Source organism: Mesorhizobium sp. A623, assembly GCF_054489405.1.
Window position 1 is genome coordinate 36,987 of the sequence record NZ_JBTMXB010000027.1, and the last position, 23,531, is coordinate 60,517.

The 23,531-nt window shown below is 62.2% G+C and carries 27 protein-coding genes and 1 tRNA gene; 8 read left to right on the forward strand and 20 right to left on the reverse strand.

Features of this window, described 5'->3' with window-relative positions:
• Positions 1–23: 23 nt before the first annotated feature.
• The gene (gene ubiB, locus ACX3P1_RS21215; protein ID WP_459081590.1) at positions 24–1,598 is read right to left on the reverse strand and encodes a 2-polyprenylphenol 6-hydroxylase; all 1,575 of its coding nucleotides are present in this window, start codon (positions 1,596–1,598) and stop codon (positions 24–26) included.
• A gap of 13 nt (positions 1,599–1,611) precedes the next feature.
• A complete protein-coding gene (ubiE, locus tag ACX3P1_RS21220) occupies positions 1,612–2,388 on the reverse strand; it encodes a bifunctional demethylmenaquinone methyltransferase/2-methoxy-6-polyprenyl-1,4-benzoquinol methylase UbiE (RefSeq protein WP_459081591.1) in 777 nt (258 codons plus the stop codon).
• A gap of 110 nt (positions 2,389–2,498) precedes the next feature.
• Between ubiE and ACX3P1_RS21225 the strand changes: the two genes are divergently transcribed.
• From ACX3P1_RS21225 to ACX3P1_RS21235, 3 genes are all read left to right on the forward strand, one after another.
• Positions 2,499–3,476 (forward strand): adenosine deaminase, encoded by a 978-nt coding sequence (locus ACX3P1_RS21225; RefSeq protein WP_459081592.1) that lies wholly within the window; start codon positions 2,499–2,501, stop codon positions 3,474–3,476.
• Between the two features lie 98 nt (positions 3,477–3,574).
• Entirely contained in the window at positions 3,575–4,204 is a 630-nt protein-coding gene (gene upp / locus ACX3P1_RS21230; RefSeq protein ID WP_459081593.1) for a uracil phosphoribosyltransferase, read from the forward strand.
• A gap of 128 nt (positions 4,205–4,332) precedes the next feature.
• Entirely contained in the window at positions 4,333–4,893 is a 561-nt protein-coding gene (locus ACX3P1_RS21235) for a TIGR02281 family clan AA aspartic protease (RefSeq protein ID WP_459081594.1), read from the forward strand.
• 1 nt (position 4,894) lies between these two features.
• Here ACX3P1_RS21235 and deoA read toward each other — a convergent pair whose 3' ends face one another.
• From deoA to ACX3P1_RS21265, 6 genes are read right to left on the reverse strand one after another with little or no spacing between them, the layout of a single operon-like run.
• Positions 4,895–6,211: a thymidine phosphorylase gene (gene deoA / locus ACX3P1_RS21240; protein ID WP_459081595.1), complete on the reverse strand. Its 1,317-nt coding sequence runs from the start codon at positions 6,209–6,211 to the stop codon at positions 4,895–4,897.
• 27 nt (positions 6,212–6,238) lie between these two features.
• On the reverse strand, positions 6,239–7,045 hold the full coding sequence (locus tag ACX3P1_RS21245) for a purine-nucleoside phosphorylase (RefSeq protein WP_459081596.1): 807 nt from the start codon (positions 7,043–7,045) through the stop codon (positions 6,239–6,241).
• Positions 7,042–7,440: a cytidine deaminase gene (gene cdd, locus ACX3P1_RS21250; protein ID WP_459081597.1), complete on the reverse strand. Its 399-nt coding sequence runs from the start codon at positions 7,438–7,440 to the stop codon at positions 7,042–7,044. Before cdd ends, ACX3P1_RS21245 begins: the two co-directional genes overlap by 4 nt.
• Before the next feature lie 2 nt (positions 7,441–7,442).
• Complete coding sequence (locus ACX3P1_RS21255) at positions 7,443–8,414, reverse strand: ABC transporter permease (RefSeq protein ID WP_459081598.1); 972 nt, start codon at positions 8,412–8,414, stop codon at positions 7,443–7,445.
• Between the two features lies 1 nt (position 8,415).
• Entirely contained in the window at positions 8,416–9,555 is a 1,140-nt protein-coding gene (locus ACX3P1_RS21260) for an ABC transporter permease (RefSeq protein ID WP_459081599.1), read from the reverse strand.
• Positions 9,552–11,084, reverse strand: coding sequence for an ABC transporter ATP-binding protein (locus ACX3P1_RS21265; RefSeq protein WP_459081600.1), 1,533 nt, complete (start codon positions 11,082–11,084; stop codon positions 9,552–9,554). The genes ACX3P1_RS21260 and ACX3P1_RS21265 overlap by 4 nt, the downstream gene beginning before the upstream one ends.
• A gap of 188 nt (positions 11,085–11,272) precedes the next feature.
• Between ACX3P1_RS21265 and ACX3P1_RS21270 the strand changes: the two genes are divergently transcribed.
• A complete protein-coding gene (locus tag ACX3P1_RS21270) occupies positions 11,273–11,482 on the forward strand; it encodes a SlyX family protein (protein ID WP_459081601.1) in 210 nt (69 codons plus the stop codon).
• A gap of 11 nt (positions 11,483–11,493) precedes the next feature.
• Here ACX3P1_RS21270 and ACX3P1_RS21275 read toward each other — a convergent pair whose 3' ends face one another.
• The 4 genes from ACX3P1_RS21275 to ACX3P1_RS21290 all read right to left on the reverse strand — a co-directional run bounded on the left by ACX3P1_RS21275 (position 11,494) and on the right by ACX3P1_RS21290 (position 14,265).
• Positions 11,494–11,928, reverse strand: a complete 435-nt coding sequence (locus ACX3P1_RS21275) for a GNAT family N-acetyltransferase (RefSeq protein WP_459081602.1) — start codon at positions 11,926–11,928, stop codon at positions 11,494–11,496.
• A gap of 156 nt (positions 11,929–12,084) precedes the next feature.
• A complete protein-coding gene (locus ACX3P1_RS21280; RefSeq protein WP_459081603.1) occupies positions 12,085–13,074 on the reverse strand; it encodes a BMP family lipoprotein in 990 nt (329 codons plus the stop codon).
• Positions 13,075–13,259: 185 nt separating this feature from the next.
• A complete protein-coding gene (gene msrA / locus ACX3P1_RS21285; protein WP_459081619.1) occupies positions 13,260–13,895 on the reverse strand; it encodes a peptide-methionine (S)-S-oxide reductase MsrA in 636 nt (211 codons plus the stop codon).
• A gap of 55 nt (positions 13,896–13,950) precedes the next feature.
• Complete coding sequence (locus ACX3P1_RS21290; RefSeq protein WP_459081604.1) at positions 13,951–14,265, reverse strand: hypothetical protein; 315 nt, start codon at positions 14,263–14,265, stop codon at positions 13,951–13,953.
• Positions 14,266–14,597: 332 nt separating this feature from the next.
• Between ACX3P1_RS21290 and ACX3P1_RS21295 the strand changes: the two genes are divergently transcribed.
• A tRNA-Ser gene (locus tag ACX3P1_RS21295) sits at positions 14,598–14,687 on the forward strand.
• A gap of 246 nt (positions 14,688–14,933) precedes the next feature.
• Here ACX3P1_RS21295 and ACX3P1_RS21300 read toward each other — a convergent pair.
• Together ACX3P1_RS21300 and ACX3P1_RS21305 are read right to left on the reverse strand one after the other, a co-directional pair.
• A complete protein-coding gene (locus ACX3P1_RS21300) occupies positions 14,934–16,313 on the reverse strand; it encodes a site-specific DNA-methyltransferase (protein ID WP_459081605.1) in 1,380 nt (459 codons plus the stop codon).
• Between the two features lie 135 nt (positions 16,314–16,448).
• The gene (locus tag ACX3P1_RS21305) at positions 16,449–16,793 is read right to left on the reverse strand and encodes an HNH endonuclease signature motif containing protein (RefSeq protein ID WP_459081606.1); all 345 of its coding nucleotides are present in this window, start codon (positions 16,791–16,793) and stop codon (positions 16,449–16,451) included.
• A 292-nt stretch (positions 16,794–17,085) separates the two neighbouring features.
• Between ACX3P1_RS21305 and ACX3P1_RS21310 the strand changes: the two genes are divergently transcribed.
• Positions 17,086–17,457, forward strand: coding sequence for a nuclear transport factor 2 family protein (locus tag ACX3P1_RS21310; RefSeq protein ID WP_459081608.1), 372 nt, complete (start codon positions 17,086–17,088; stop codon positions 17,455–17,457).
• Between the two features lie 367 nt (positions 17,458–17,824).
• Here the strand turns inward: ACX3P1_RS21310 and ACX3P1_RS21315 are convergent, their stop codons facing one another.
• The 6 genes from ACX3P1_RS21315 to ACX3P1_RS21340 all read right to left on the reverse strand — a co-directional run bounded on the left by ACX3P1_RS21315 (position 17,825) and on the right by ACX3P1_RS21340 (position 22,157).
• Complete coding sequence (locus ACX3P1_RS21315; protein ID WP_459081609.1) at positions 17,825–18,637, reverse strand: SDR family NAD(P)-dependent oxidoreductase; 813 nt, start codon at positions 18,635–18,637, stop codon at positions 17,825–17,827.
• A 112-nt stretch (positions 18,638–18,749) separates the two neighbouring features.
• Positions 18,750–19,382 carry a class I SAM-dependent methyltransferase gene (locus tag ACX3P1_RS21320; protein WP_459081610.1) on the reverse strand — a complete coding sequence of 211 codons (633 nt, stop codon included), beginning with the start codon at positions 19,380–19,382 and terminating at the stop codon, positions 18,750–18,752.
• A gap of 122 nt (positions 19,383–19,504) precedes the next feature.
• Complete coding sequence (locus tag ACX3P1_RS21325) at positions 19,505–19,897, reverse strand: nuclear transport factor 2 family protein (RefSeq protein ID WP_459081611.1); 393 nt, start codon at positions 19,895–19,897, stop codon at positions 19,505–19,507.
• 69 nt (positions 19,898–19,966) lie between these two features.
• Positions 19,967–20,566, reverse strand: a complete 600-nt coding sequence (locus tag ACX3P1_RS21330; RefSeq protein WP_459081612.1) for an NADPH-dependent F420 reductase — start codon at positions 20,564–20,566, stop codon at positions 19,967–19,969.
• Between the two features lie 27 nt (positions 20,567–20,593).
• Positions 20,594–21,361: an SDR family NAD(P)-dependent oxidoreductase gene (locus ACX3P1_RS21335; RefSeq protein WP_459081613.1), complete on the reverse strand. Its 768-nt coding sequence runs from the start codon at positions 21,359–21,361 to the stop codon at positions 20,594–20,596.
• Positions 21,362–21,422: 61 nt separating this feature from the next.
• The gene (locus tag ACX3P1_RS21340; RefSeq protein ID WP_459081614.1) at positions 21,423–22,157 is read right to left on the reverse strand and encodes an SDR family NAD(P)-dependent oxidoreductase; all 735 of its coding nucleotides are present in this window, start codon (positions 22,155–22,157) and stop codon (positions 21,423–21,425) included.
• A 229-nt stretch (positions 22,158–22,386) separates the two neighbouring features.
• On the opposite strand from ACX3P1_RS21340, the gene ACX3P1_RS21345 reads away from it, so the two are divergent.
• Together ACX3P1_RS21345 and ACX3P1_RS21350 are read left to right on the forward strand one after the other, a co-directional pair.
• On the forward strand, positions 22,387–23,283 hold the full coding sequence (locus ACX3P1_RS21345; RefSeq protein WP_459081615.1) for a LysR family transcriptional regulator: 897 nt from the start codon (positions 22,387–22,389) through the stop codon (positions 23,281–23,283).
• An 83-nt stretch (positions 23,284–23,366) separates the two neighbouring features.
• Positions 23,367–23,531: transposase (locus tag ACX3P1_RS21350; RefSeq protein WP_459081620.1), on the forward strand; the 165-nt coding region annotated here is incomplete at its 3' end.

Below are 23,531 nucleotides of genomic sequence, written 5' to 3' on the forward strand. Positions count from 1 at the left end.
ACGAAGCGCACAACGACGCCTCGTCACGCCACCTGCCACGCCAGCCACAGCAGCGTCAGCGCGATAATCCATAGCGCCACGCGGCCCGAGCGCGTCGCTCGCGCCTCGGCCTTGCCGATGGCCTTTGCCGTCGCCTCGTCGAAACGCAGGCCATTCTCGGCCATCCGGTCGATTTCTCGCGACAGGCGTTCGGTGCGCTGCGCAAAATCCGGTGCCTGGCGCGCCAGCGAAACCAGCGCGCCGACGCCCTCGCGCGCATCGCTCAACAGGCCGCGCGGTCCGAGATTGCCGCGGATCCAGTCGCCCACGACCGGCTCGGCCGTCTTCCACATGTTGAAAGCCGGATCGAGCGTGCGGGCGACGCCTTCCACTACCACCATGGTCTTTTGCAACAGCACCAGTTCGGGCCGCGTCTGCATGTCGAAGAGTTCGGTCACCTCGAACAGCAGCGTCAAAAGCTTGGCCATGGAGATGGTTTCCGCCGGTTGGCCATGGATCGGCTCGCCGATAGCCCGAATGGCCTGCGCGAAGGCCGCGACATTGTGCTGGCGCGGCACGTAACCGGCTTCGAAATGCACTTCCGCCACGCGCAGATAATCGCGCGTGATGAAACCGTAGAGAATTTCCGCCAGGAACCGACGCTCCTTCTTGCCCAATCGGCCGGCAATGCCGAGATCGACGGCGACGATGGTGCCGCCCTCCTCGACGAACAGATTGCCCGGATGCATGTCGGCGTGAAAGAAACCGTCGCGCAACGTATGGCGCAAAAAAGACTGGATGAGATTGGCGGCAATGGCCTTCAGATCGTGCCCCGCCGCAGCCAGACCCGCGACATCGTTCATCTTAATGCCGTCGATCCACTCCATCGTCAGCACGTCGCGGCCGGTGCGCTCCCAATCGACCGAGGGCACCCGAAAGCCCGGATCGTCCTTGGTGTTTTCGCCAAGCTCCGAAAGCGCTGCCGCTTCCAGCCGCAAATCCATCTCGATCCTGGTCGTCTGCGCCAGCGTTTGCGTCACCGCAACAGGCTGCAGGCGGCGCGAGGACGGGATGTATTTTTCCTGCAGGCGCGCGGCGAGGAAGAAGCTTTCAAGGTCGTGCGCGAAGCGGCGACGCACGCCGGGGCGGATCACCTTCACCGCCACGGTCTGCTGGCCATCCTCGAGCGTAACCGACGCCGAATGCACCTGGGCGATGGAGGCGGCAGCCACCGGGTCGCCGAAATTGGCATAAAGTTCCCCTACCGGACGGCCAAGAGAACCCTCGATCGCCGCGATCGCCTCGCCCTTCGGGAAGGTATGCATCTTGTCCTGCAGCATGGCGAGATCGAGCGCGATGTCGTTGCCGACCACATCGGGCCGGGTCGCCATGAACTGGCCGAGCTTGACATAGGAAGGCCCGAGCCGCGCCACGGCTTTCGCCAAGCGGTCGCTGCGCTGGTAGCGAAGGGCGCGGCGGCGGGTAAACAGCCGGGCAATCCGCCAGCCAAGCTTCGGCATGCCCGAAAGCTGATCGCCCGGCAACGCCGCAACCACGCCTTCGCGCACCAGCACCCAGCCGGCTCTGGCGAGCCGGAGGCCGGCACCAACACTGCTCATCGCCGCACCTGCCTCAAAGCTTCCAACCGGAATGGGCAGCCGCGATACCGCCGGAATAGTTGCGGAAACTGACGCGCTCGAAGCCGGCGCGGCCGATCATGGTGGCGAAATTGGCCTGGTTGGGGAATTTTCGGATCGATTCGACCAGATAGGAATAAGGCTCGCCGTCGCCGGTCACCGCCTTGCCTATCTTCGGGATGGCGTTGAACGACCACGCTTCATAGACCTTGTCGAGCACCGGCATATCGACTTCGGAGAATTCGAGGCACAGGAACCGGCCGCCGGGCTTCAGCACGCGAAACGCCTCGGAAAGAGCGATATCGATTCGCGGCACGTTGCGGATGCCGAAGGCTATCGTATAGGCGTCGAAAGTACCGTTCTCGAACGGCAGTTCCTCGGCGTTCGCTTCGACGAAATCGGTGTTTTCCGAAAGGCCCTTCTTCTCGGCGCGGTCGCGGCCGACCGAAAGCATTGAGCCGTTGATATCGAGCACCGTCGCATGGGCGTTGCGGTGGCTTGCCTCGACTATCTTGAAGGCGATATCGCCGGTGCCGCCGGCAACATCCAGCACACGCCAGCCCGGCCGCTTCGGCGGATTGAGCCACGCTACGGCGGCGTCCTTCCACAGGCGATGCAGGCCGGCCGACATCAAATCGTTCATCAAATCGTAGCGCTTGGCGACCTTGTGGAAGACGTCGTTGACCAGCGGCTGCTTTTCACCCGCCTCCACCTGCTGGAAACCGTAGGACGTTTCCATGCCGCCCGACGCTCTGGTTCTCTCAACTGACATTCTTTTGATCCGACCTAAAACCGGCGGGACCATAGCCGATAGAGATACGGGGCGCTATTGTTTAAGACGCGGTGTTCGGCCGCGCATCCAGGAACGCCAGAGGCAACCGCATGCAACCAAAAGCGGAACTTCACTGTCACATCGAAGGCGCCGCGTCGCCGGATCTGGTCATTCGCCAGGCGCAGAAATACGGCAGCGATCATACGGCCTTCATCCGCAACGGTTCCTTTGTCTGGCACGACTTCACCTCCTTTCTGGCGGCCTACGATTTTTCCGCCGACCTTTTCCGTACTGAAGAAGACTATGCGCTGCTCGCCGACCACTATCTCACCAGCCTTGCCCGCGACGGCGCGATCTATTCCGAGATATTCACCTCGCCGGATCACGCCGCCAAGGCCGGCCTGTCGCCGAAAGCCTATACGGATGCGCTGGGCGAAGGGATGATCCGCGCCAAGGCCAGGACCGGTATCGAAAGCCGCATGATCGTCACCGGCGTGCGCCACATCGGGGTGGAATCCATCGAGAAGGCGGCACGCTTCGCGGCCCGTTGCGGACACCCACTGGTGACAGGTTTCGGCGTCGCCGGCGACGAACGGATCGGCGACATCGAAGACTATGTGCGCGCCTTCGAAATCGCGCGCGAGGCTGGGCTGGGCATCACCATTCATGCCGGCGAACTGCTGGGCTGGGAAAGCGTAGCCGCGGCGCTTGACCATATTCGGCCCTCCCGCATCGGCCACGGGGTGCGCGCCATTGAAAACCCCGACCTGGTCCGGCGTATCGCCGACGAAGGCGTGGTGCTGGAATGCTGCCCCGGTTCCAACATCGCGCTCGGTCTCTATGCCGGTTTTGCCGAGCATCCTTTTCCCGCGTTGATGGCGGCGGACTGCAAAATGACGCTGAATTCCGACGACCCGCCTTTTTTCCACACGTCGCTCAAACAGGAATACGACAATGCCGCCCGGCATTTCGGCCTGAACGAGAAGGCGCTGGCAGCCATTACGCGAACGGCGATCGAAGCCGCTTTCATCGAAACGAAGACCAGGACCGCCCTGCTGGCGCGCCTGGCAGGCAAGCCCACTCGCTGAATCTTCTGCAAAAGCTGTGATCGCGCCTCCAAGCCCGTTCCTTGGCATGCTCATTCCCGCTAGGGTTTCGCCAAAGCCGGAAATTCAAGGAGAAGACCATGAAGGGCGTCACCGTCATCGATCATCCGCTGGTGCAGCACAAACTGAGCATCATGCGCAAGAAGGAGACTTCGACGGCGGGTTTCCGGCGGCTGTTGCGCGAAATATCGCTGCTGCTCGGGTATGAAGTAACCCGCAACCTCGAACTGACGACGACGCAGATCGAGACGCCCATGGAAACCATGGACGCGCCGATCCTCGAAGGCAAGAAACTGGTGTTTGCCTCGGTGCTGCGTGCCGGCAACGGTTTGCTCGAAGGATTGCTCGATCTGGTGCCGGCCGCCCGCGTCGCCCATATCGGCCTTTACCGCGACCATGAAACACTGGAGGCCGTCGAATATTTCTTCAAGGCGCCGAGCGACCTCGCCGACCGGCTGATCATCGTCGTCGATCCGATGCTGGCAACCGCCAATTCCGCAATCGCGGCCGTGGAAAAGCTGAAGGAACGCGGCGCGACCAACATCCGCTTCCTGTGCCTTCTGGCTGCCCCCGAAGGCATCGAGCACTTTACCAAAGCGCACCCCGATGTCCCCGTATACACCGCCTCCATCGACCGTCAGCTGAACGAAAAAGGCTACATTCTTCCCGGCCTCGGCGATGCCGGCGACCGGCTCTACGGCACGAAATAGGGCCGAAATTTACCTTTTATTGACGCAAAACCAGTGCTTTTCGCGCATAAACCAGCCGAAAATGCGCTCGTTAAACCTGAAAAACACCATTACCAGCGCAAATTGCCTCTCTCGAAGAGGCAATTTTCATGCTGCGCAAGCTTCTCATTCTTGGCGTGTTCGTCGTCGGCATATCGGCATCGATCCCGATCCTCTACCAGTCGAACAAGCCAGTCCTGGACCGCTTTCTGGCCGCCGCGCTGAAAGGCGACCGGGCGGCCACGCCAGATCTGAAAATGGTCACCACCGCGATCAACCCGGCAGCACCGCAGCCGCTTGGCCGCAAGGTCGTCGTCCAGTCGGACGGGCGCGGTCATTTCGCGGGCACCTTCAAGCTGAACGGCCGCCAGATCGACGCGCTGGTCGACACCGGCGCCACGCTCGTTGCGATCAACACCTCGACAGCCCGCAGGATCGGCGTGTCGCTTGCGGCATCCGACTTCAACCACGAGGTTTCGACCGCCAACGGCACCATCAAGGCGGCACTCATCACCGTCGACAGTCTTCAGATAGGCAGGATTTCGCTCAACGACGTGCAGGCGGTCGTGCTGGACGACAAGGCCTTGAAAACCAATTTGATCGGCATGAGCTTCCTCAACCGGCTGGAAAAATTCCAGGCGCAGGATGGCGCACTGCTTCTCGTGCAGTAGCTCAGAACGCCGCGATCCGCCGGATGACCGACTTTTTCGCGGCAGGCTTGCCCGGCCCGAGCGAATAGGCGCGAAGCACGGCAATAGTCGCTTTCTCCGCGTCGGCCTGGGTGCGGGCGTGAACCAGCGCCAGCGCGTCGCCGCGCGATAGCTGCGCACCAACCGGCAAAAGCCGGCTGATGCCGACCGAATGGTCGATCCTGTCTTCCGGGCGGCCGCGCCCGCCACCAAGTTCGACCACCGCAAGCCCGATTTCGCGCGTCGCGATCCCGGTGACAAAACCGTCCGCACCGGAGCGAACGGCAAGTTCCACGGGGGCTTTCGGCAAATATCTTTCGGCATTCTCGACGAAATCGGCGGGACCGCCAAGGGCAGCGACCATGCGGCCGAACGTGGCGGCGGCGCGGCCACCCTCCAGCGCCTCGACGGCGCGGCGCATGCCGTCCTGGTTGGTCGCGGCAAGGCCGGCCTGATGCAGCATCTCGGCGGCCAGCGCCAGCGTCACCGTCTCAAGACGCGAGCCGCGAAACCTGCCCGTCAGGAAATCAACCGCGTTCAGCACTTCGAGCGCGTTACCGGCAACCGATGCCAGCGGCTCGTCCATGGCCGTCACCAGCGCCGAGGTTTTCAGGCCGGCGCCAACGGCAACCTCGACGAGGCTGGTGGCGAGAGCCGTCGCATCGCGCGACTTTTCCATGAACGCGCCGTTGCCGAGTTTCACGTCCAGCACCAGCGAACCCAGCCCGGCGGCCAGCTTCTTCGACAGGATCGAAGCGGTAATCAGCGGCACCGATTCGACCGTGGCGGTCACGTCGCGAACCGCATAGAGCCGCCGGTCCGCCGGCGCGAGATCGGCGGTCTGGCCAATGATAGCGCAGCCCGTCTCCTGCACGGTCTTGCGAAAAAGAGCTAGGTCGGGCTGGCTGACATAGCCGGGGATCGCGTCCATCTTGTCCAGCGTGCCACCGGTATGGCCAAGCCCACGCCCGGAAATCATCGGCACATAAGCGCCGCAGCTTGCCACAATGGGAGCCAGCATCAGCGAGACATTATCGCCGACGCCGCCGGTCGAATGCTTGTCGGTGACCGGGCCGGGCAGATGCGACCAGTCGAGCACCGCGCCCGAATCGCGCATGGCCAGCGTCAACGCCACCGCCTCGTCGCGGCTCATGCCGTTGAAATAAACCGCCATCGCAAAGGCGGCCGTCTGGCCGTCGGAAACCGTGCCGGCGGTCAGTCCGGTGATGAAGGTGGCAATCTCGTCCTGCGACAGTCTTTGGCCGTCGCGCTTTTTGCGGATGATTTCCTGGGGGAGCATTTTTATGCCGCCCCGGCGTGTCGAGACCTACCCATCCAACAGCCCCTCCGCGAACACATGTCGCAAGATCGTGGCCAGCCGCGTGCCGCCGACCGGGGCCATGTCCTTGGTTTCCTGATGCGACAGTTCCGCCCCGGTCATGCCCGCCGCAAGGTTGGTGATGACCGAGCACGCCGCCACCCGCAGGCCAAGGAACCGGGCGATAATCACTTCCGGCACGGTCGACATGCCGACCGCATCCGCCCCGAACGCGCGCGCCATGCGGATTTCGGCGGGCGTTTCGAAGGACGGCCCGGAAAACCACATATAGACGCCCTTGTGCAGAATCGTACCGGTAGCACGCGCTGCCTGCTCGATCGCCTCGCGCATGGCCGCGTCATAGGCTTCCGTCAGCCCGACGAAACGGCGGTCGCTCGCCTCGCCGATGAGTGGGTTGGTCCCGGAAAAATTGATATGGTCGGTGACCAGCATGACCGAGCCGGGCAGCATTTGCGGATCGAGCGAACCCGCCGCGTTGGTGAGGATCAACTTGCTCACGCCGATGCCGGCAAGCACTTCCAGAACCGGCCGCATGGCGGCGGCATTGCCGTGCTCGTAATAATGCGCGCGCCCGGCCAGCATCAACACCGGTTGGCCGCCAAAGCGGCCCGCCACGACTTCGCCGGCGTGGCCACTGACGCCGCTTGTCGGGAAGCCCGGCAGTTCGGCATAGGGGATACGCACGGCATCCTCGACCTGATCGACCAGCCCGCCGAGGCCCGATCCCAGCACGAGTGCGGTGACAGGGGCAAGCCCGTCCAGCCGCTCGACAAATACATCGATGGCCTGCTTCATTTCAAAATGTCGCCCTGAAAGCCGTAGGGCAGCATGTCGCCCATCGTTACGGTCTCGACCACGCCGGTCGCGTCGCAGAGGTAGAGTTTTGTCGATGGTTCGCAGAATTCCGCCAGCCGCTGGCGGCAGCCGCCGCACGGCGTGCAGCGGGCCATGCGCTCGGCGGTGACTGCGATTTCCATGATCCTGCCGCCGCCACCCATGATGTAGTGGCCAAGTGCCGTCGTTTCCGCGCACCAGCCTTCGGGATAGGACGCGACCTCGATGTTCGCGCCGGCAAAGACCCGGCCATCCTCGGTGCGAAGGGCTGCTCCTACCGGGAATTTCGAATAGGGCGCGTAGGCCTTGGCCATGGCGGTTTTGGCGGCAAGGAAAAGGTCATGCGAACTCGTCATGCTCACCGCTCCTTCACATAGGGCACGCCGCCGGCGCGCGGCGGGATGGCCTTGCCGATGAAGCCGGCGAGCAGCACGACGGTCAGCACATAGGGCAGCGCCTGCATGAACTGCACCGGAACCTTGCCGATCAGCGGCAGCGGCGTGCCTTGCAGGCGGATCGACAACGCATCGAGGAACCCGAACAGCAGGCAGGCGAACATGGCGTTGACCGGCTTCCACTTGGCAAAGATCAGCGCGGCAAGCGCGATGTAGCCCTTGCCGGCAGTCATGTCCTTCACGAAGCCGCCATTTTGCGCCATCGACAGATAGGCCCCGGCAATGCCGGTCAGGACGCCGGTGCAGATCAGCGCGCGGTAGCGTAGCCAGGCAACGGAAATGCCCGCCGTATCGACCGCAGCCGGATTTTCGCCGACAGCCCGCAGTCGCAACCCGAACCGGGTACGAAAAAGCACCCACCACGTCACCGGCACCATGACGAAGGCCAGATAGACCAGGATGGAATGACCCGAAAGCAGTTCCGAATAGAGCGCGCCGATGATCGGCATTTCCTTCACCGCATCGGCTCCCGGTAGCGTGATCGGCGAGAACCGCTCGCCAGCGCCCAGAGCAGGCGTCCGCCCGCCCTGATGGAACCATGCCTGCCCCAGAATGACCGTCGAGCCGGCCGCGATGAAGTTGATGGCGACGCCTGAAACGATCTGGTTGCCCCGATGCGTGATCGAGGCAAAGCCATGGACCATCGCGAAGCCGACCGAAACGAGGATCGCCATGCCAAGCCCGATCAGCGCCGAATGAAACACCGCGGCCGCGGCAGCACCTGCGAAGGCCCCTGCCAGCATCTTGCCTTCAAGCCCGATATCGAAAATGCCGGCGCGCTCCGAATAAAGGCCGGCAAGGCAGGCAAACAGCAGCGGAACCGAAAGCCGGACCGTCGAATCGAGTGTCTGGATGATGGCGTTGAAGATATCCATCTCAGCCCCCCTCGCCTTTCGCAGCCGCCATCCCCACCGCCTTCGGGCTGAACGAGGCGAACAGCGCCTGGATCGAAGGGCGGAACATATGCTCCAGCGCGCCGGCAAACAGGATGACAAGCCCCTGTATGATGACGATCATGTCGCGCGAGATCGCCGGCATTTCGAAGGCAAGCTCCGCCCCGCCCTGATAGAGCATTCCGAACAGGATGGCCGCCAGCACGATGCCGACCGGGTGCGAGCGGCCCATCAAGGCGACCGCAATGCCGACAAAGCCCGCGCCTGAAACGAAGTCGATGGCCACATTGTGCTGGTCGCCCATGGTGGGATTAAGTGCCATCATGCCGGCCAGCGCACCGGAAATCATCATGGTGACGACGATGATGCGGTTTTCCGAAATACCGGCATAGCGCGCCGCCTTGGGTGAAAAGCCATAGGTCCGCATCTCGTAGCCCAGCCTCGTGCGCCAGATCAGCACCCACATCACGAACGCCATCAACAGCGCCAGCAGAAAGGAGATGTTGAAGGGCGCCGAGCGGATTTTCGCGCCGAACAGTTCGATCACCCAATTGAGCTTCGGCAACTGCCCGCCTTCGAGGAAAAGCCGGGTCTGCGGCGCTTGCGACCCCATTGGTTTCAACACGCCGACCAGCAGATAGACCATGATCGAGGCGGCGATGAAGTTGAACATGATCGTGGTGATGACAATGTGCGAACCACGCCGCGCCTGCAGATAGGCCGGGATCAGCGCCCATAGCGCGCCGATCGCCGCCGAGGCGAGGATGGCCAGCGGAAAGGTCAGCCACCACGGCAGAACGCTGTCGAAGGAAAGGCAGACAATCGCGACGCCGAGGCCACCCATATAGGCCTGGCCCTCGGTGCCGATGTTGAACAGGCCGCAATGCACCGCCACCGCCACCGACAGCCCGGTGAAGATGAAGGTCGTCGCATAATAGAGGGTGAACGCGATGCCCTGCCCGCGCCCGAACGCGCCTTCGACCAGGATCACTGCGGCGCGGAACGGATTTTCCCCAACCAGAAGCACGACGAAACCGGCGACGACGAAGGCGACAAGCAGGTTGAGCAGCGGGATCAGCCCGTAATCCGCCCAGGCGGGCAGCTTGCCGTAAGGCGCGCTCATTCGGCGGCCTCTTGCTGCTCGACGCCGGCCATCAGCAGGCCAAGTTCACCCTCGCTGGCGTCCGGTCCACGCTCGCCGACGATGCGCCCGTCAAACATCACCAGGATGCGGTCGGAGAGCGAGCGTATCTCATCCAGTTCGACCGAGACCATCAGCACCGCCTTGCCGGCGTCGCGCATGGCGATCAGCCGCTTGTGGATGAACTCGATGGCACCGACATCGACGCCGCGCGTCGGCTGGCCGACGATCAGCACGCCCGGATCCTGTTCCATCTCGCGCGCCAGCACGATCTTCTGCTGGTTGCCGCCGGAGAAATTGGCCGTCTTCAGCCGGCAGTCGGAGGGCCTTATATCGTACTTCTCGATCTTGTCCCGCGCATCATTGCGGATGGCGTCGATGTCGAGGAACGGGCCGTTCGCATAGCGTGGGTCGTCGTGGTAGCCGAGGATCGAGTTCTCGTTTTCCTCGAAGGCCAGCACCAGGCCGACATGGTGGCGGTCCTCCGGCACATGCGCGAGGCCGCGATCACGCAACTCGCCGGGGTCGGCGGCACCCGTCAGGTCTATCGGCTTGCCGTCCAGCATGATCGTGCCGGATACCGCGCGGCGCACGCCTGAAATCGCCTCCAGCAACTCCGACTGGCCATTGCCGGCAACGCCGGCGATGCCGACGATCTCGCCCGCATGCACGTCAAACGAGACGTCGTCGACCATGGTGACGCCGCGCGCATCCTTGACGACCAGGTTCTTGACCGCAAGCTTGGCGACGCCGACCCTGGCATCGTCCTTCTCGACCCGCAGCAGCACGCGCCGCCCGACCATCAGTTCGGCCAGTTCCTCGACGGTTGTGTCTTTCGTCCGGCGCGTCGCCACCATCGTGCCCTGCCGCATCACCGACACCGTATCGGTAATGGCCATGATTTCACGCAGCTTGTGCGTGATCAGCACCACGGTCTTTCCTTCCTGCTTCAACTGGCTGAGAATGCGGAACAGATGGTCCGCCTCGGCCGGCGTCAGCACGCCCGTCGGTTCGTCCAGAATGAGGATTTCGGCACCGCGATAGAGCGCCTTGAGGATTTCCACCCGTTGCTGCAGCCCGACCGGCAATTCCTCGACGATCGCGTCCGGATCGACCTCCAGCCCGTATTCCCGCTCCAGCCGGTCCAGTTCCGAGCGCGCCTTGGCGATGCTCTTTTTCAGCAGCGCGTCGCTCTCGGCGCCGAGAATGATGTTTTCAAGGACGGAAAAATTATCGACCAGCATGAAATGCTGGTGAACCATGCCGATGCCGGCCGCGATGGCGTCATTGGAGGTCCGGATCGCTGTCGGCTCGCCGTTGACCCGTATTTCGCCGCTGTCGGCCTGGTAGAAGCCGTAGAGGATCGACATCAGCGTCGATTTGCCGGCACCGTTTTCGCCGACGATGCCGTGGATGGTGCCGCGCGCAACCTCAAGATTGATGTCGCGATTCGCCCGAACCGCACCGAAGCTCTTGTTGATGCCGATCAGTTCGATTGCGGCTTGCGCCATGCAGCGGTTCCCACTCGTTTGCACTTGCCTAGCATGGTGCCCGCACCCTGCCAATCAGCAGGCGATCAACCACTCTCGACAAACAGCGGCGGTCTTGTCAAATGCGAACATGGCGAAAGTCGCCGCCTTCACGCATGGCTGAACAAGGGCGTAGAATGGCCCTCCCCGCGGCACAAAGGAACTCCCGGATGACCGACACTCCCGACCGTTTGACGACGCTGGAAATCCGCACCGCCGAGCAGGAAAAGACCATCGACGAACTTTCGGGGCAGATCGCCGAGCAATGGAAGGTAATCGAGCGCATGCAGCGCAAGCTGGGTACGCTGACCGAACGCTTTCTGGAACTGGAAGATCAGTCGGCCCCGGATGTACCGATAACCAAGCCGCCGCACTGGTGAGTGGGGGGAGCCTACTCAGGATTGACGCGGATGCTTCGCGCCATCAGCAGCATCGGATCGCCGTGCTGCTCGAACGTCTCGGCATCTGTCCAGCCGCGAGCCGCATAGAAATCCCGTGACTGCCAAGTATAGAGATACAGTTCCGCCACCCCAACCGCCAACGCATGCGCTTCGACCGCGCGAACCAACGCCGCGCCGATCCCGGTCCGCCGATGCTCAGGCGCGACCACCAGGCCGGCCAGCCATGGCGACAGGCTGTGCGGCGATTCCAGTTCATGGCGGACCATCAAGACCGACCCGACAGGCGCACCGTCGATCCGCGCAACCAGCGCGCATTCGAAACCATCGCCGGTCATCAAAGCGGAAAGACCCGCCACTTCCTCGGCCCGTGTTCTTGAACTGCCGACGAAAAACGCCTCGAACCGCAACCGCACAACGGCTTCCATGTCAGCTTCCCGCATGGGTTCCACGATAACCGACATTGTCACCTCGAAACAAAAAACCGCCGGGACAATGCCCGGCGGTTGACGATCATGCTTTGTTTTGCGCAATTCCAGAAGGAAAACCGGTTCCCACTTTTCCTGGAATTGCTTAAAACGCTATCAGTACGGGCACTTGTTGTCCGTGTTGTAGTCATGCACCTGGATGGTGCCGGCGATGATCTCAGCCTTGGCCTTGTCGGCGGCGGCTTTCATCTCGGGCGTAACCAGATCCTTGTTGTTGTCGTCCATGGCGTAGTCGACGCCGCCTTCCTTGAGCCCGAGGTCGTTCATGCCGCCCTTGAAGGTGCCGTTCTTGCCGTCCATGAAGGCGCTGTAGACGGCAACGTCGACGCGCTTGAGCATCGAGGTCAGCACATGGCCGGGCTGCAGGCCGTTCTGGTTGGAATCGACGCCGACGCCGAGCTTGCCTGCATCCGCCGCCGCCTGCAGCACGCCGACGCCAGTGCCGCCGGCCGCCGCATAGATCACGTCCGCGCCCTGGTCGATCTGCGTCTTGGCGATTTCGCCGCCCTTGGCCGGATCGTTCCACGCCGCCGGCGTATCACCCGTCATGTTCTGGATGACTTCCGTCGCGCCCGCCGCCTTTGCCCCGCCGACATAGCCACATTCGAAGTTGCGGATCAACGGCACGTCCATGCCGCCGATGAAGCCCACCTTCTTCGTCTTGGAGGCCATCGCCGCCAGGACGCCGACGATATAGGAGCCCTCATTGTCCTTGAACTTGACCGAGCGCACGTTGGGCAGGTCGACATGGTCGTCGATGATCACAAAGTTCAGTTCTGGATATTCGGCGGCCACCTTCTGCAGCGCATCGACCCAGGCAAACCCCGCCATCGCGATAGGGTTGCGGCCATCCTCGGCGAAACGACGCAAGGCCTGCTCGCGCTGCGAAGCATTGGAAACCTCGAACTCGACATAGGGGATGCCGGTTTCGGTCTTGAACTTTTCGGCGCCGTGATAGGCGGCCTCGTTGAAGGATTTGTCGAACTTTCCACCCAGATCGTAGAGAAGCGCCGGCTGGACGTTGGCGGCAAACGCCGGAAGAACCATCGCAGCCGCTGCCAGAAGGCCTAGAACTAGTCGTTTCATGTGATCCACACCCTGTCGGTTTGCTTTTTCATTTTCCGCCATCACCAGCCGATTTCGGGGTTGAAGGCGACATTTGGCAGGAGCGAAAAACCTCCCGCTTGACTGCAATCTTGCATGGTCGGACGCAAAATTCATCTGGAATCTTGGTCGATCAAAACGTGCGCGCGGAATATGGCAGGCAGGGCCTAGGCCAGAATCTCAAACGCCACACCCGTGCCCCTCAAAGAGGAGGCGCTGGCCGGATTCCGGGCCAGATATTGCTGGTGCTCCTGCTCCGCGAAGTAGAATTCCGATGCCGGCGCGATCTCCGTCGTTATCGTGCCGAAGCCAGCCGCCGACAACGCCTTTTGGTAGACACCGCGCGAGGCAAGCGCTGCCTCATGCTGGGCCTCGCCCGATGCCAGGATCATCGAACGGTACAAGGTGCCTATATCGTTGCCCTGGCGCATGCCTTGTGTCGGATTGTGGCTCTCCCAGAACAGCTTCAGCAACGCACCATAGGATACGATCGTTGGGTCGAAGACGATCTGGACCACCACAGTGTGGCCGGTCAGCCCGGTGCAAACCTCCTGATAGGTCGGATTGGCGGTCAGGCCGCCCGCAAACCCGGCCGCCGTCGCCCATACACCCTCGAGCGGCCAGAACAGGCGCTCCGCGCCCCAGAAATTGCCCAGCCCGAACAAGGCCGTTTCCAGCCCCGGCGCGTAAGGCCCCTTGAGTGCGCGCTTCGAAACAAAATGCCTGGAAGCCGTGCGGATGGGCCTGGGGCGGCCCGGCAGCGCCTCTTGCCGCGTCGGAAGATGGAGCTTCTTGTTCAGCATGTCTGCCAAAAAGAACAGGGTCGTCTCCTTCAGGGCCGGTCGACCGGCGCCGATTTCAATTTGGTCCGGTCCGCCGTTGCCGTCTGTAGCCGATTGCGTAGAGCAGCACCGCAAGCGCCGCAAACACCCCGAATCCGGGCAAATCGAGCACGCGCGTAACAAGCCCGTCCCACAAAAGGGGGCTGATTTTCTCGCGCACGAAAATTTCGAAAGCGCTCAGCGTATCGGGTGAGACGGCAAGCCAGCTTGTCTTGAGCGGTGTCAGCACCAGGGCCGACGCGGCAACCGTGCGCGTCGTATCGAGCACCGCCATGATGACCGAGATCGACAGCGCCACCATGGCTGCAAGACGGAATAGGAAACGAAGCATGCAGACCTTCTAACTGTCCGTTCGATTTCACTGATAGGGGGAGACAGGCATCTTCGCAATCGCGGCACCCTGTTTTTGAAGGGCGCGGGACATGAGGAGGCTGATCTTTGCCCTGGCGACACGAACAATGGCACAGCAACGCCATTATGACTTGGCATTCGACCCAGGATCGACTAGATGAGCCGCGCGGCTGATGCTTCGACGGCTCAACCGCACGGGAAGGGTGTTGCTGGTTGGCGGCGCCTGCGGCGCGCACAAGCGCCGACATCCCAAGGGATTTGCGCATATCCCCAACCCGCGCGGCTTAACCGGCCGCGACGAAGCGCAACGACGGAGAGGTGGCCGAGTGGTTGAAGGCGCACGCCTGGAAAGTGTGTTTACGGGAGACCGTAACGCGGGTTCGAATCCCGCTCTCTCCGCCAGCGCCCTTTCGGCCTTAAAAACATAGCAATATCAGTATTATAACGGGGTAGCTAAAATAGCCGGTCCCCCACGCTGGTCCCCCATTATTGCTACTTTAGGCTCGCAGTGAGGCAATCTTATCCACACCTCTAAAGCGCAACACATAATGCCCTGAGCCCGAACAGCGGAAACACCAGTATCTGCGTGATGACGCGATGCCATACTGCGACGTTGGTGAGCGACCAGCGACATACCGCGAGATTGCTTCATGCCGCTGCCGCATCCCTGGTATCGGGCACGCGCTCGGCGGCGGTTTCATCGAAGCTGCGACCATCGCCATCAAGCGTCGCCGCCTTGCCGGTAAATGTCTGCCAGCGCTTGACGACGACGTCGCAGAATGCCTCCAACAACTCCAGCCCGTAGACATGGCGGCCGGTCTTCTCGCCGGCAATCAGCTGCGAGCCCGAGCCGGAGAACGGCTCGTAGCAGATATCGCCAGGACGGGTGTGCAACTGCATCGGCAAGGTGAAAACCCGCACGGGCTTCGAGGTCGGATGCTCGCGGGTCTCAATCTCGGACGACGGAATATTCCACACCGTGGTCGGCCAGCTTTCAAAACCCTCGCGGTTGATGCGGGGCTTCTTGCCACGAACCCAGCCGAACATGCAGGGCTCATGCGCCCACAACATCACCGAACGGGTCAGCACCGGGCGCGACTTTGCCCAGATGATCTGCTGATGATGCAGCACATCGAATTGGTCCCAGACGGTTTCCAGCATGCGCTGGCGGCGCGAGGCATGCCAGCAATACCAAGCGACGTCCTCGGAAATGGCATGTTCGATCGCCGTCTTGCAGAACGCCTCATAGAACTGCGGGCCTTGCGAGGAACCATCCCAGTGCTTCTGTTCGACATGACCATCCAACCCGTCCTTGTTGGCGATCTTCTTTGCGCGGGCCGAAGCATTCTTCTTGGTCGGATGGTTGGTACCATCATAGTCGACGAGATAGGGCGGGTCGGTGGCGAACAGCGCCGCCCGCTCGCCTGCCATCAGGCGGGTTACGTCGGCGCCATCGGTGGAGTCGCCACACAAGAGACGATGCTCGCCCAGCAGCCAGAGATCACCACGCCGCGTTACCGGCGTTGCCGGGACCTCCGGAATGGCATCGTCCTCGGTCAGCCCGTCCTGTTCCTCGCGATTTCCGTAAAGCAGGTTCTGCAACTCGTCGTCGCCGAAGCCGGTCAGCCCCAGATCAAAGCCGGCCTCCTGCAGATCGGAGAGTTCCAGCCCCAGCAACTCCTCGTCCCAGCCGGCATTCATGGCGATGCGGTTGTCGGCCAGCACCAGGGCCCGGCGCTGGGTTTCCGACAGGCCCGACAACACGATGGCGGGCACTTCTTCCATGCCGAGCTTGCGCGCAGCCAGCACCCGGCCGTGGCCGGCAATCAGCGTGCCATCCTCGGCAATCAGCACCGGATTGGTGAAACCGAACTCGCGGATCGAACCGGCAATCTCGGCGACCTGTGCTTCGGAATGGGTGCGCGCATTGCGGGCATAGGGTACGAGCGCATCGAGCGGGCGGTATTTGACCGCAAGCTGGCGGTCAGTAGCGCCGAGGTCAGCAGGGCCAAGATCAGTCGCTGGCACGGAATTTTCCTTCAATTCGAACGTTCATTTTATCGTCGCACCCCCCCATCGCCATTTTGGCCACGGATGCGTTCTTGGTGGCGCGCGGTCCCTGACGTAAAGGCCCTAGAGATTTGACCTCCCCCGGGGGGAGGCTCACGAGCGGTGGCGCGCATTGCCGAAACCGCCGTCCTGGCTCGCGGTCTTCTTGCCATGGCACGACGCGCACAGGGCTTGCCAGCGGCTGATGTCCCAGAATACCGCTTCATCACCACCATGCGGATCGATGTGATCGACGACACTCGCCGGACGAATCACGCCATGTTGGTCACACTCGCGGCACAGCGGATGATCGTGCAGGAAGGCTGCACGTTCAGTCCGCCATCGCTTCGAGCGGTAGAGCGCACGGGCAACCGGATCGCGCTTGTGCTGGTAATCGCTGTCGCGGTCACGCTTCTCGCGCCTACCAACTGAGCGATGGATCGGTGGACGGACGGGCAAGGCAATGATCTCGATTATGATGGTGGTGGCGGAAACAACAACGCCCGCGCTGGATGGCTACGTCGCAGGCGCTACTCCCCCGAGCATAGTCAGAATCTACCCCAAACAAGCCGGTTTTGTCCGCCCTTGGAATGTCCGGCGGACACTCTTCGCGCGGATACGATCTTGGCTTATGCTGCGGATATCGAACGACCCCTTGGGCGTTGCCACGCGACTCGGGCGGTATTGGCCGATCAAACGCAGAACGAACGCGGATTACACATCGATCATTCCGACTATTGGAGACGGATCAATGGATATTCGAGCAACCCTGACGGAGCTATGTGATGCCTTCAACGCGCATGACCTCGATCGCATCATGGTGTTCTTTGCTGACGACTGCGTTCTGGAGATGCCACGGGGCACCAAGCCGTGGGGCACACGCTTGGAAGGCAAGCAGAACGTGCGAGTAGCGTTGGCGACACGCTTTGAAGGCCTGCCTGATGTCCACTACGGCAACGAAGAGCATTTCGTGGATCCAGCCGCCACCACCGGCATCTCGAAATGGACCCTCACCGGGACCAGCCGTGACGGAACGAAAACAGAGGTTAGCGGTTGCGATTTCTACACGTTTCGCAACGGCCAGGTGATCCGCAAAGACTCATACTGGAAAATCGTTGAGTGAAATTGCATCGCTTCTGCAATCGCTCCCCGCTTCCGCGCCATCCGACCGGGCCATGGGTCGATGGACGGGCGGGCATGGTGTGGATCTCGACGATGACGGTGGTGCCGGAAACGACAACGCCCGCGAGATCATCTCCATCGCAGGCGCTACTCTCCCGAGCATAGTCAGAACCTACCCTAAACAAGCTGGGTTTGACCGCCCACAGAATGTCCGGCGACATTCTGCGCACGAATGCGATCGTCGTGATGCTCATCGGAACGCCGCTTCCGACCCAAGTCTCGTCGTTTAGCCAATTTGATCGCAACGCCGAAAGCAGCCGTTGCTGGACGAACAACGCACCGAGTGCTTAAATCCCGGACGATCAGGGTTAGGCAATGAAGCGCACAACGCCGCCGTCCACGCGGAGCGCGGCGCCGCTGGTCGCGGAAGCCTGTTCCGAGCAGATGTAGACGATCATATTGGCGACCTCGTCCGTGGTCGCGAAGCGCTGGATGAGAGTGGTCGGGCGAAGGGCCGCCAGGAAGCCCTGCTCGGCCTCCTCCTGGGTGACGCCGTTCGTCTCGGCCTGCTTCGCCAAGAAGTTGCCCATGATCTCGGACCTGGTGGGGCCTGGCAGGACGGCGTTGACGGTGACGCCCGTGCCCGCGACTGCTTCGGCCAGACCGCGCGAGACGGCGAGTTGCGCGGTCTTTGTCATGCCATAGTCCAGCATCTCCTTGGGAATGTTGACTGCGGACTCGCTGCTCACGAACGCGACACGACCCCAGCCCTTCGCCACCATGCGCGGGAGATAGTGACGCGACAGGCGAACGCCGCTCATCACGTTGAGCTGGAACAGACTGAGCCAATCCTCGTCGGGAATATTCGCGATGTCCTCGATGCCGTTATAGTCCCGGATGAATGCTGTGCCGACGTTGTTGACGAGGATGTCGGCATTTGGTGCCTGCGCGAGAAATGCGTCCGCGCCTGCGGCGGTTGAAAGATCGGCGGCGATGCCGGAGATGCCGCTCTCCGGAAACGCGTCGCGCATCTGACGCACCGCTTCATCAACTCGGGCCTGCGTGCGTCCGCTGATGACGACCGAAGCGCCGGCACGAGCCAACCCTTCCGCCGTCGCACGGCCGATGCCCGCGGTAGACCCCGTCACGATTGCCGTGCGGCCCTTCAGTTCAATGTTCATACTTTTCTTCCTCTACGTACGATTTCAAGATGCTGAATCTGCGGCTGGGAGTTTCAATGAACTCCCTCAGGTCTGGGAGAATTGACCTCCTCGGCAGGCGGATGGGTCACTGTCAGGGCTTTACGAACCGATAGGCATAGCGATCGGTCTTGCCCTTGATCGAGGGATCGAACACCTTGATCGAGTGCGGATCGTCCTTGTTTGCGAGCACGGTGCTTTCCGCGTCCATCACGAAGCCAGCCGCCTCGACCTCCGCGCGGACAAAGGCGGGGTCGATCCGATGCAGCGACTGGGTGTCGTTCGTGCCCGTGCCCGCAGCAGCCGCGTGGTCGACGATAACGTAGTACCCACCGGGTTTCAGTCGCTCGTAGACGGCTCGATTGAAGTCGGCCGCCGTCGCACCCTTCTTCTGGATCAGGGCGGTGTGGAGATCGTGGTAGAACAGGTGCAACCACACGACATCCGCTGGCTGCGTGGCCTCTGGCATTGCGACGAGGTCCGCCGAGACGGCTTCGACGTTCTCCCGGCCCGGCTCCTTCGCGAGCGTTTTCATTTGGCCGACCGGATCGTTCTTGAAGTCGGCGACTTCGGCCGGCACGAAGCTGGCGACCCGTCCTTCGGGTCCCACGATGTCGGAGAAGAGACGGGTCCAGTCGCCGTCGCCTGGGTAAACATCAATGACGGTGGAGCCAGCATCGACGCGTGCGAACCGGATCAACTCGGATAGCCTGGATTGATCGTACATCGGAATCTTCCTTACGGTTGGGTATTCGACGAGAGCGCGGGGCGGCGACCGACGGCTGATCCACCGCGTGCACCGACACGATGGCCGCACAGGGGCCAGCGCTAAGGAGGCCCGGAGGCGTTCTATTGCGAGGCCCGCGCTAGTGCCTGTGTATCCACGTACTCCCGAATGTTGGTCAATTTGCCGTGCCGGACCGTGATGGCGAAGATCCAGTCGTCCTCAAACGTCTTGTTCGTCGCTTTGATCCTTCCCCTGGCAAAGCCGACGACGAAGACCCGGTCTCCTTGCGCGATGAACTCGCGGGGCTCCGTGGACGTTTCTATCGAGGTGGATGCCGTCTCGAGCAGATCCGTCAGCCCGGCGTGACCGTGGCGCGTTCCGGCCAGCGGCCAGTCTTTGCCGGGGATGATCCACTCGATGTCTTCGGCAACCAGCGAAAGCAAGGCGTCCCTGTCGCCGCGGCCGATCGCGGCGAAGAAGGCTTTCACGGTCTGGACGTTTTTCTCGATGCTCATGGGAGTTTCTCCATTTTGAGCGCTCGTGGCTTCGCTCGCGAGCGTGTCTCTGCCGGGACGTCTCGCTCGTTAGTCGAACTTGACCAGGTCCTTGAAGATCAGGTGACCCCAAATATTTCCGTGCGCCTGGACCAGCAGCCCACCTTCCGAAAGGCCGCCGAGCTTGATCGGCGCAAAACCGAGGTTTTCCGCCAGCACACCAATCTCCGCTGCCGCATCGTCATCGTCGCTCGCCAGGAACACGACCCTGCGACCACCATGTACGGCCGGATCCTGATCAAGCACCGGGGCGACCACATGGTTGAAGCCCTTGACCAGCTTGCCGCCAGCGAAGGCCTGCGCCACGACCTTGGCGGAAGGCTGTCCTCCCAGTTTCTCAGGAGAGACGCCGTAGGCATTGGTGGCATCGACGATGGTCTTTCCCTGCCAGGTCGGCAGCGCCTTGGCGACATCCGGGTGCTGCTCGAAACGGACAGCCAGAAAGATGATGTCCGCCTTGACCGCGTCCGCCAGAGTTTTGGGAACGATCGTGGGTCCGATCGCGGCCGCTTCGGATGCAAAGCTTTCCGGATCGCGCGTGGTTGCGACGGATACTTCGATGCCTTTACGGGCAAATGCCTTGGCCAGGGCCTGGCCTACATTGCCAAAGCCGATGATTGCATAGCTCATTTTCTTCTCCTTGGTTTTTTTGGGCGGTCAAAGCTTGTAGCCACCGCTCGCCTCAATCGTCTGGCCGGTCACCCAGTGGCCGTCATCGGAAGCCAGGAACGCCACGACGGCGGCGATTTCCGAAGGCTCGCCAAAGCGTCCCAGCGCGATTTCGGCCTCGACCGCCTTTACGAGTTCGGGATCCTCTCGCATGGCAGAATTGCCGTCCGTGCGCGTGTAGCCCGGCGCCACGGCGTTCGCGGTAATTCCGCGCGGACCCAGCTCGGACGCGAGCGCATGGGTCAGGTTGTTGATGGCCGCTTTGGCCATCGAGTAGATCGGCGCGGCCGTCACGGGCTTCGTAGCGGCGGCGGAAGAGATGTTGATGATGCGTGCGCGATCGGCGAGACGGCTCATTGCGGCTTGAACGATGAAGAAGGGCGCCCGGGCGTAAACCGCGATCAGGGTATCCCAACTGTCTGGCGTCGCGTCTTTGAATCCAACATAGCCGGAATTGCCAGCGTTGTTGACCAAAATGTCGAGGGCTTTGCTTCCATTCCGTTTGGTGAACTCCTCGTCGAGTCTCTCGAACAAGGTGGGGATGGTCGCGGCGTCAACGAGGTCCGCATGGATCGCGAACGCAGTCCCTCCAGCTTTCTCGATGGCCGCGACCGCCTCGTCTGCGCCGGATTTACTAGCGTTATAGGTCAGCGCAACCGTCGCTCCATCCTTTGCAAGACGTTCGGCGATGGCGCGGCCAATGCCTCGCGACGCCCCGGTAACGAGAGCGGTTTTTCCTTTAAGAGGTCGTTTCATCTGATTTTCTCCGTGGATGTGTGCATAATCGGACTACTGGAGCGCTCAGTCGGCGAGCGCGTCAGATTTGCGCCAGTCCGCCGTCGACGGCGACCTCGCTGGCGGTCATGAAGCTGCTGTCCGACGACGCGAGAAAGGCAGCCGCCGCCCCGAGTTCCGCTGGATCGGCCATGCGCTGGAGCGGATTCATCGAGGCGAAGACCTTCTGGCCTTCCTCGCCGAGCGCTGCCTTTGCGAGTTCGGTCGCCGTCGGTCCCGGCGACAACACGTTCACCCGGATGCCGGTGCCCTTCAGATCCTCTGCAAAGGTCCGCGCGAGGTTGCGCACGGCCGCCTTGCTCGCGCTGTAGGCGCTAAATGCCGGGGCGCCCGTGGTGCCGGCGCTCGATCCGGTCAGGATGATCGAACCGCCCTGGCCCATCAGCGGCAGCGCCTTCTGGACCGTAAAGATCGTGCCCTTCACATTGGTATCGAAGGTTTCGTCAATGTGCTCGACGGTGATCTCGCCGAGCGGAAGCGGGCTTCCCGCCCCGGCATTGGCGAAGACGATGTCGAGGGTCCCGCGTTCGGCCTTGACCGCCGCGTAGAGTCGGTCGAGGTCGGCCAGATTGGAGACCGAGCCCTTCACCGCGCGGGCATTGGACCCAAGGTCCGCCACCGCCGCGTCGAGCGCTTCCTGGCGGCGACCGAAGATGAAGACGAAGGCGCCCTCCTCGATGAAGCGCTTTGCAGCGGCGCGACCGATGCCGGTAGCGCCACCCGTAATCACGGCGGTTTTTCCATTTAATCTCGTCATTTCATGCTTCCTTCGTTTCGGCGTCACAGGTCTTTGGCTGTAGAGGGAGAGGTCCTCTGAGAGCCCCAAAATAGGTTTACCGAGGTCAGGCGGTAAGTGCGCAGGCGCGCACATCGGTGGTGCGAAATCGATCCAGCTCCAGGATTCAAAGCCACGACAGTCGAGCGCACTGCGGCTCGGCGTGCTAGGCTGCGTTTCGGAAGGCGCGGCTGCCGGCGCGGAATGCACCATGATCGACTGGGATGACGTTCGCTACTTTCTTGCCGCAGCGCGTGGCGGCTCGGTCCGGGCCGCCGCCAAGCGCTTGGGGGTGAACCACGCGACGGTGCTGCGACGCATCGCCCAGCTCGAGGACCGCCTCGGGGCACAGATGTTCGAGAAGCTGCCCTCTGGCTACCGCCTGACCGCTGCGGGCGAGGAGGTGCTCGAGCTCGCGAACCAGATGGAGGCGTCGTCGAACCAACTGGAGACCCGCGTCTTCGGGCGCGACCAGAGCGTGCGCGGGCTCCTGCGGGTGACGTTGACACCGATCCTGGCGACACACTTGCTCATGCCGGACTTCACCGATTTCGCGCGTCTGCATCCGGACATCGAGATGGACATCCTGTCGTCCGGCGAGCTGGCAAACCTGACCAACCGAGAAGCCGACGTTGCGATCCGTGTCGTCTACGATCGCAAAACCCTGCCGCTCAATCTTCACGGTCTGAAGGGACCGGAACTATTCGGCGGCGTCTACATGTCTCGCGATCGACTGGCCGCGTGGCGTGCGGGCGCGCCTGATCCTATCCGGTGGATCGTCATAAGCATGCATGGCATTCCGGACTGGGCCAGCGAGGGTGAGGTGTGCACCACAGGCGTTCCCTTCAGGACGACGGACGCCGCAACGCAGATCGTTGCGGTACGGCAAGGCCTCGGGATCGCGACGCTGCCGTGCTTCGTCGGAGATGCCGATCCCCTGCTGGTGAGGGTGCCGGGCACCGACCTGCACCTGTACGGCACGCTCTGGCTTCTTACACAGGGGGAGACACGCAAGACGAAGCGCGTCCGACTCCTCACGGAGTTCGTATCCCGCAGGCTCGCCACATACGCTCCGCTTCTCGCGGGGCTGTCGACGTCGCGAGACTGACGCGCAACTGGTACCGCTGGTCTGCCCCCTGAAGACTGGTCCTGCCTTATGTATGGTTTTTGAGCCGATGGAGGACTTAAGAAATGGCCAGAAAGAGACACAGTGCGGAAGAGATCGTCACGAAGCTGCGGCAGGTTGATGTTCTGACTTCGCAGGGCAGATCGGTCGCGGAAGCGGTCCGATCGATAGGTGTGACGGAAGTAACATATTACCGTTGGCGGTCTGAATACGGCGGGCTCAAGGGCGAC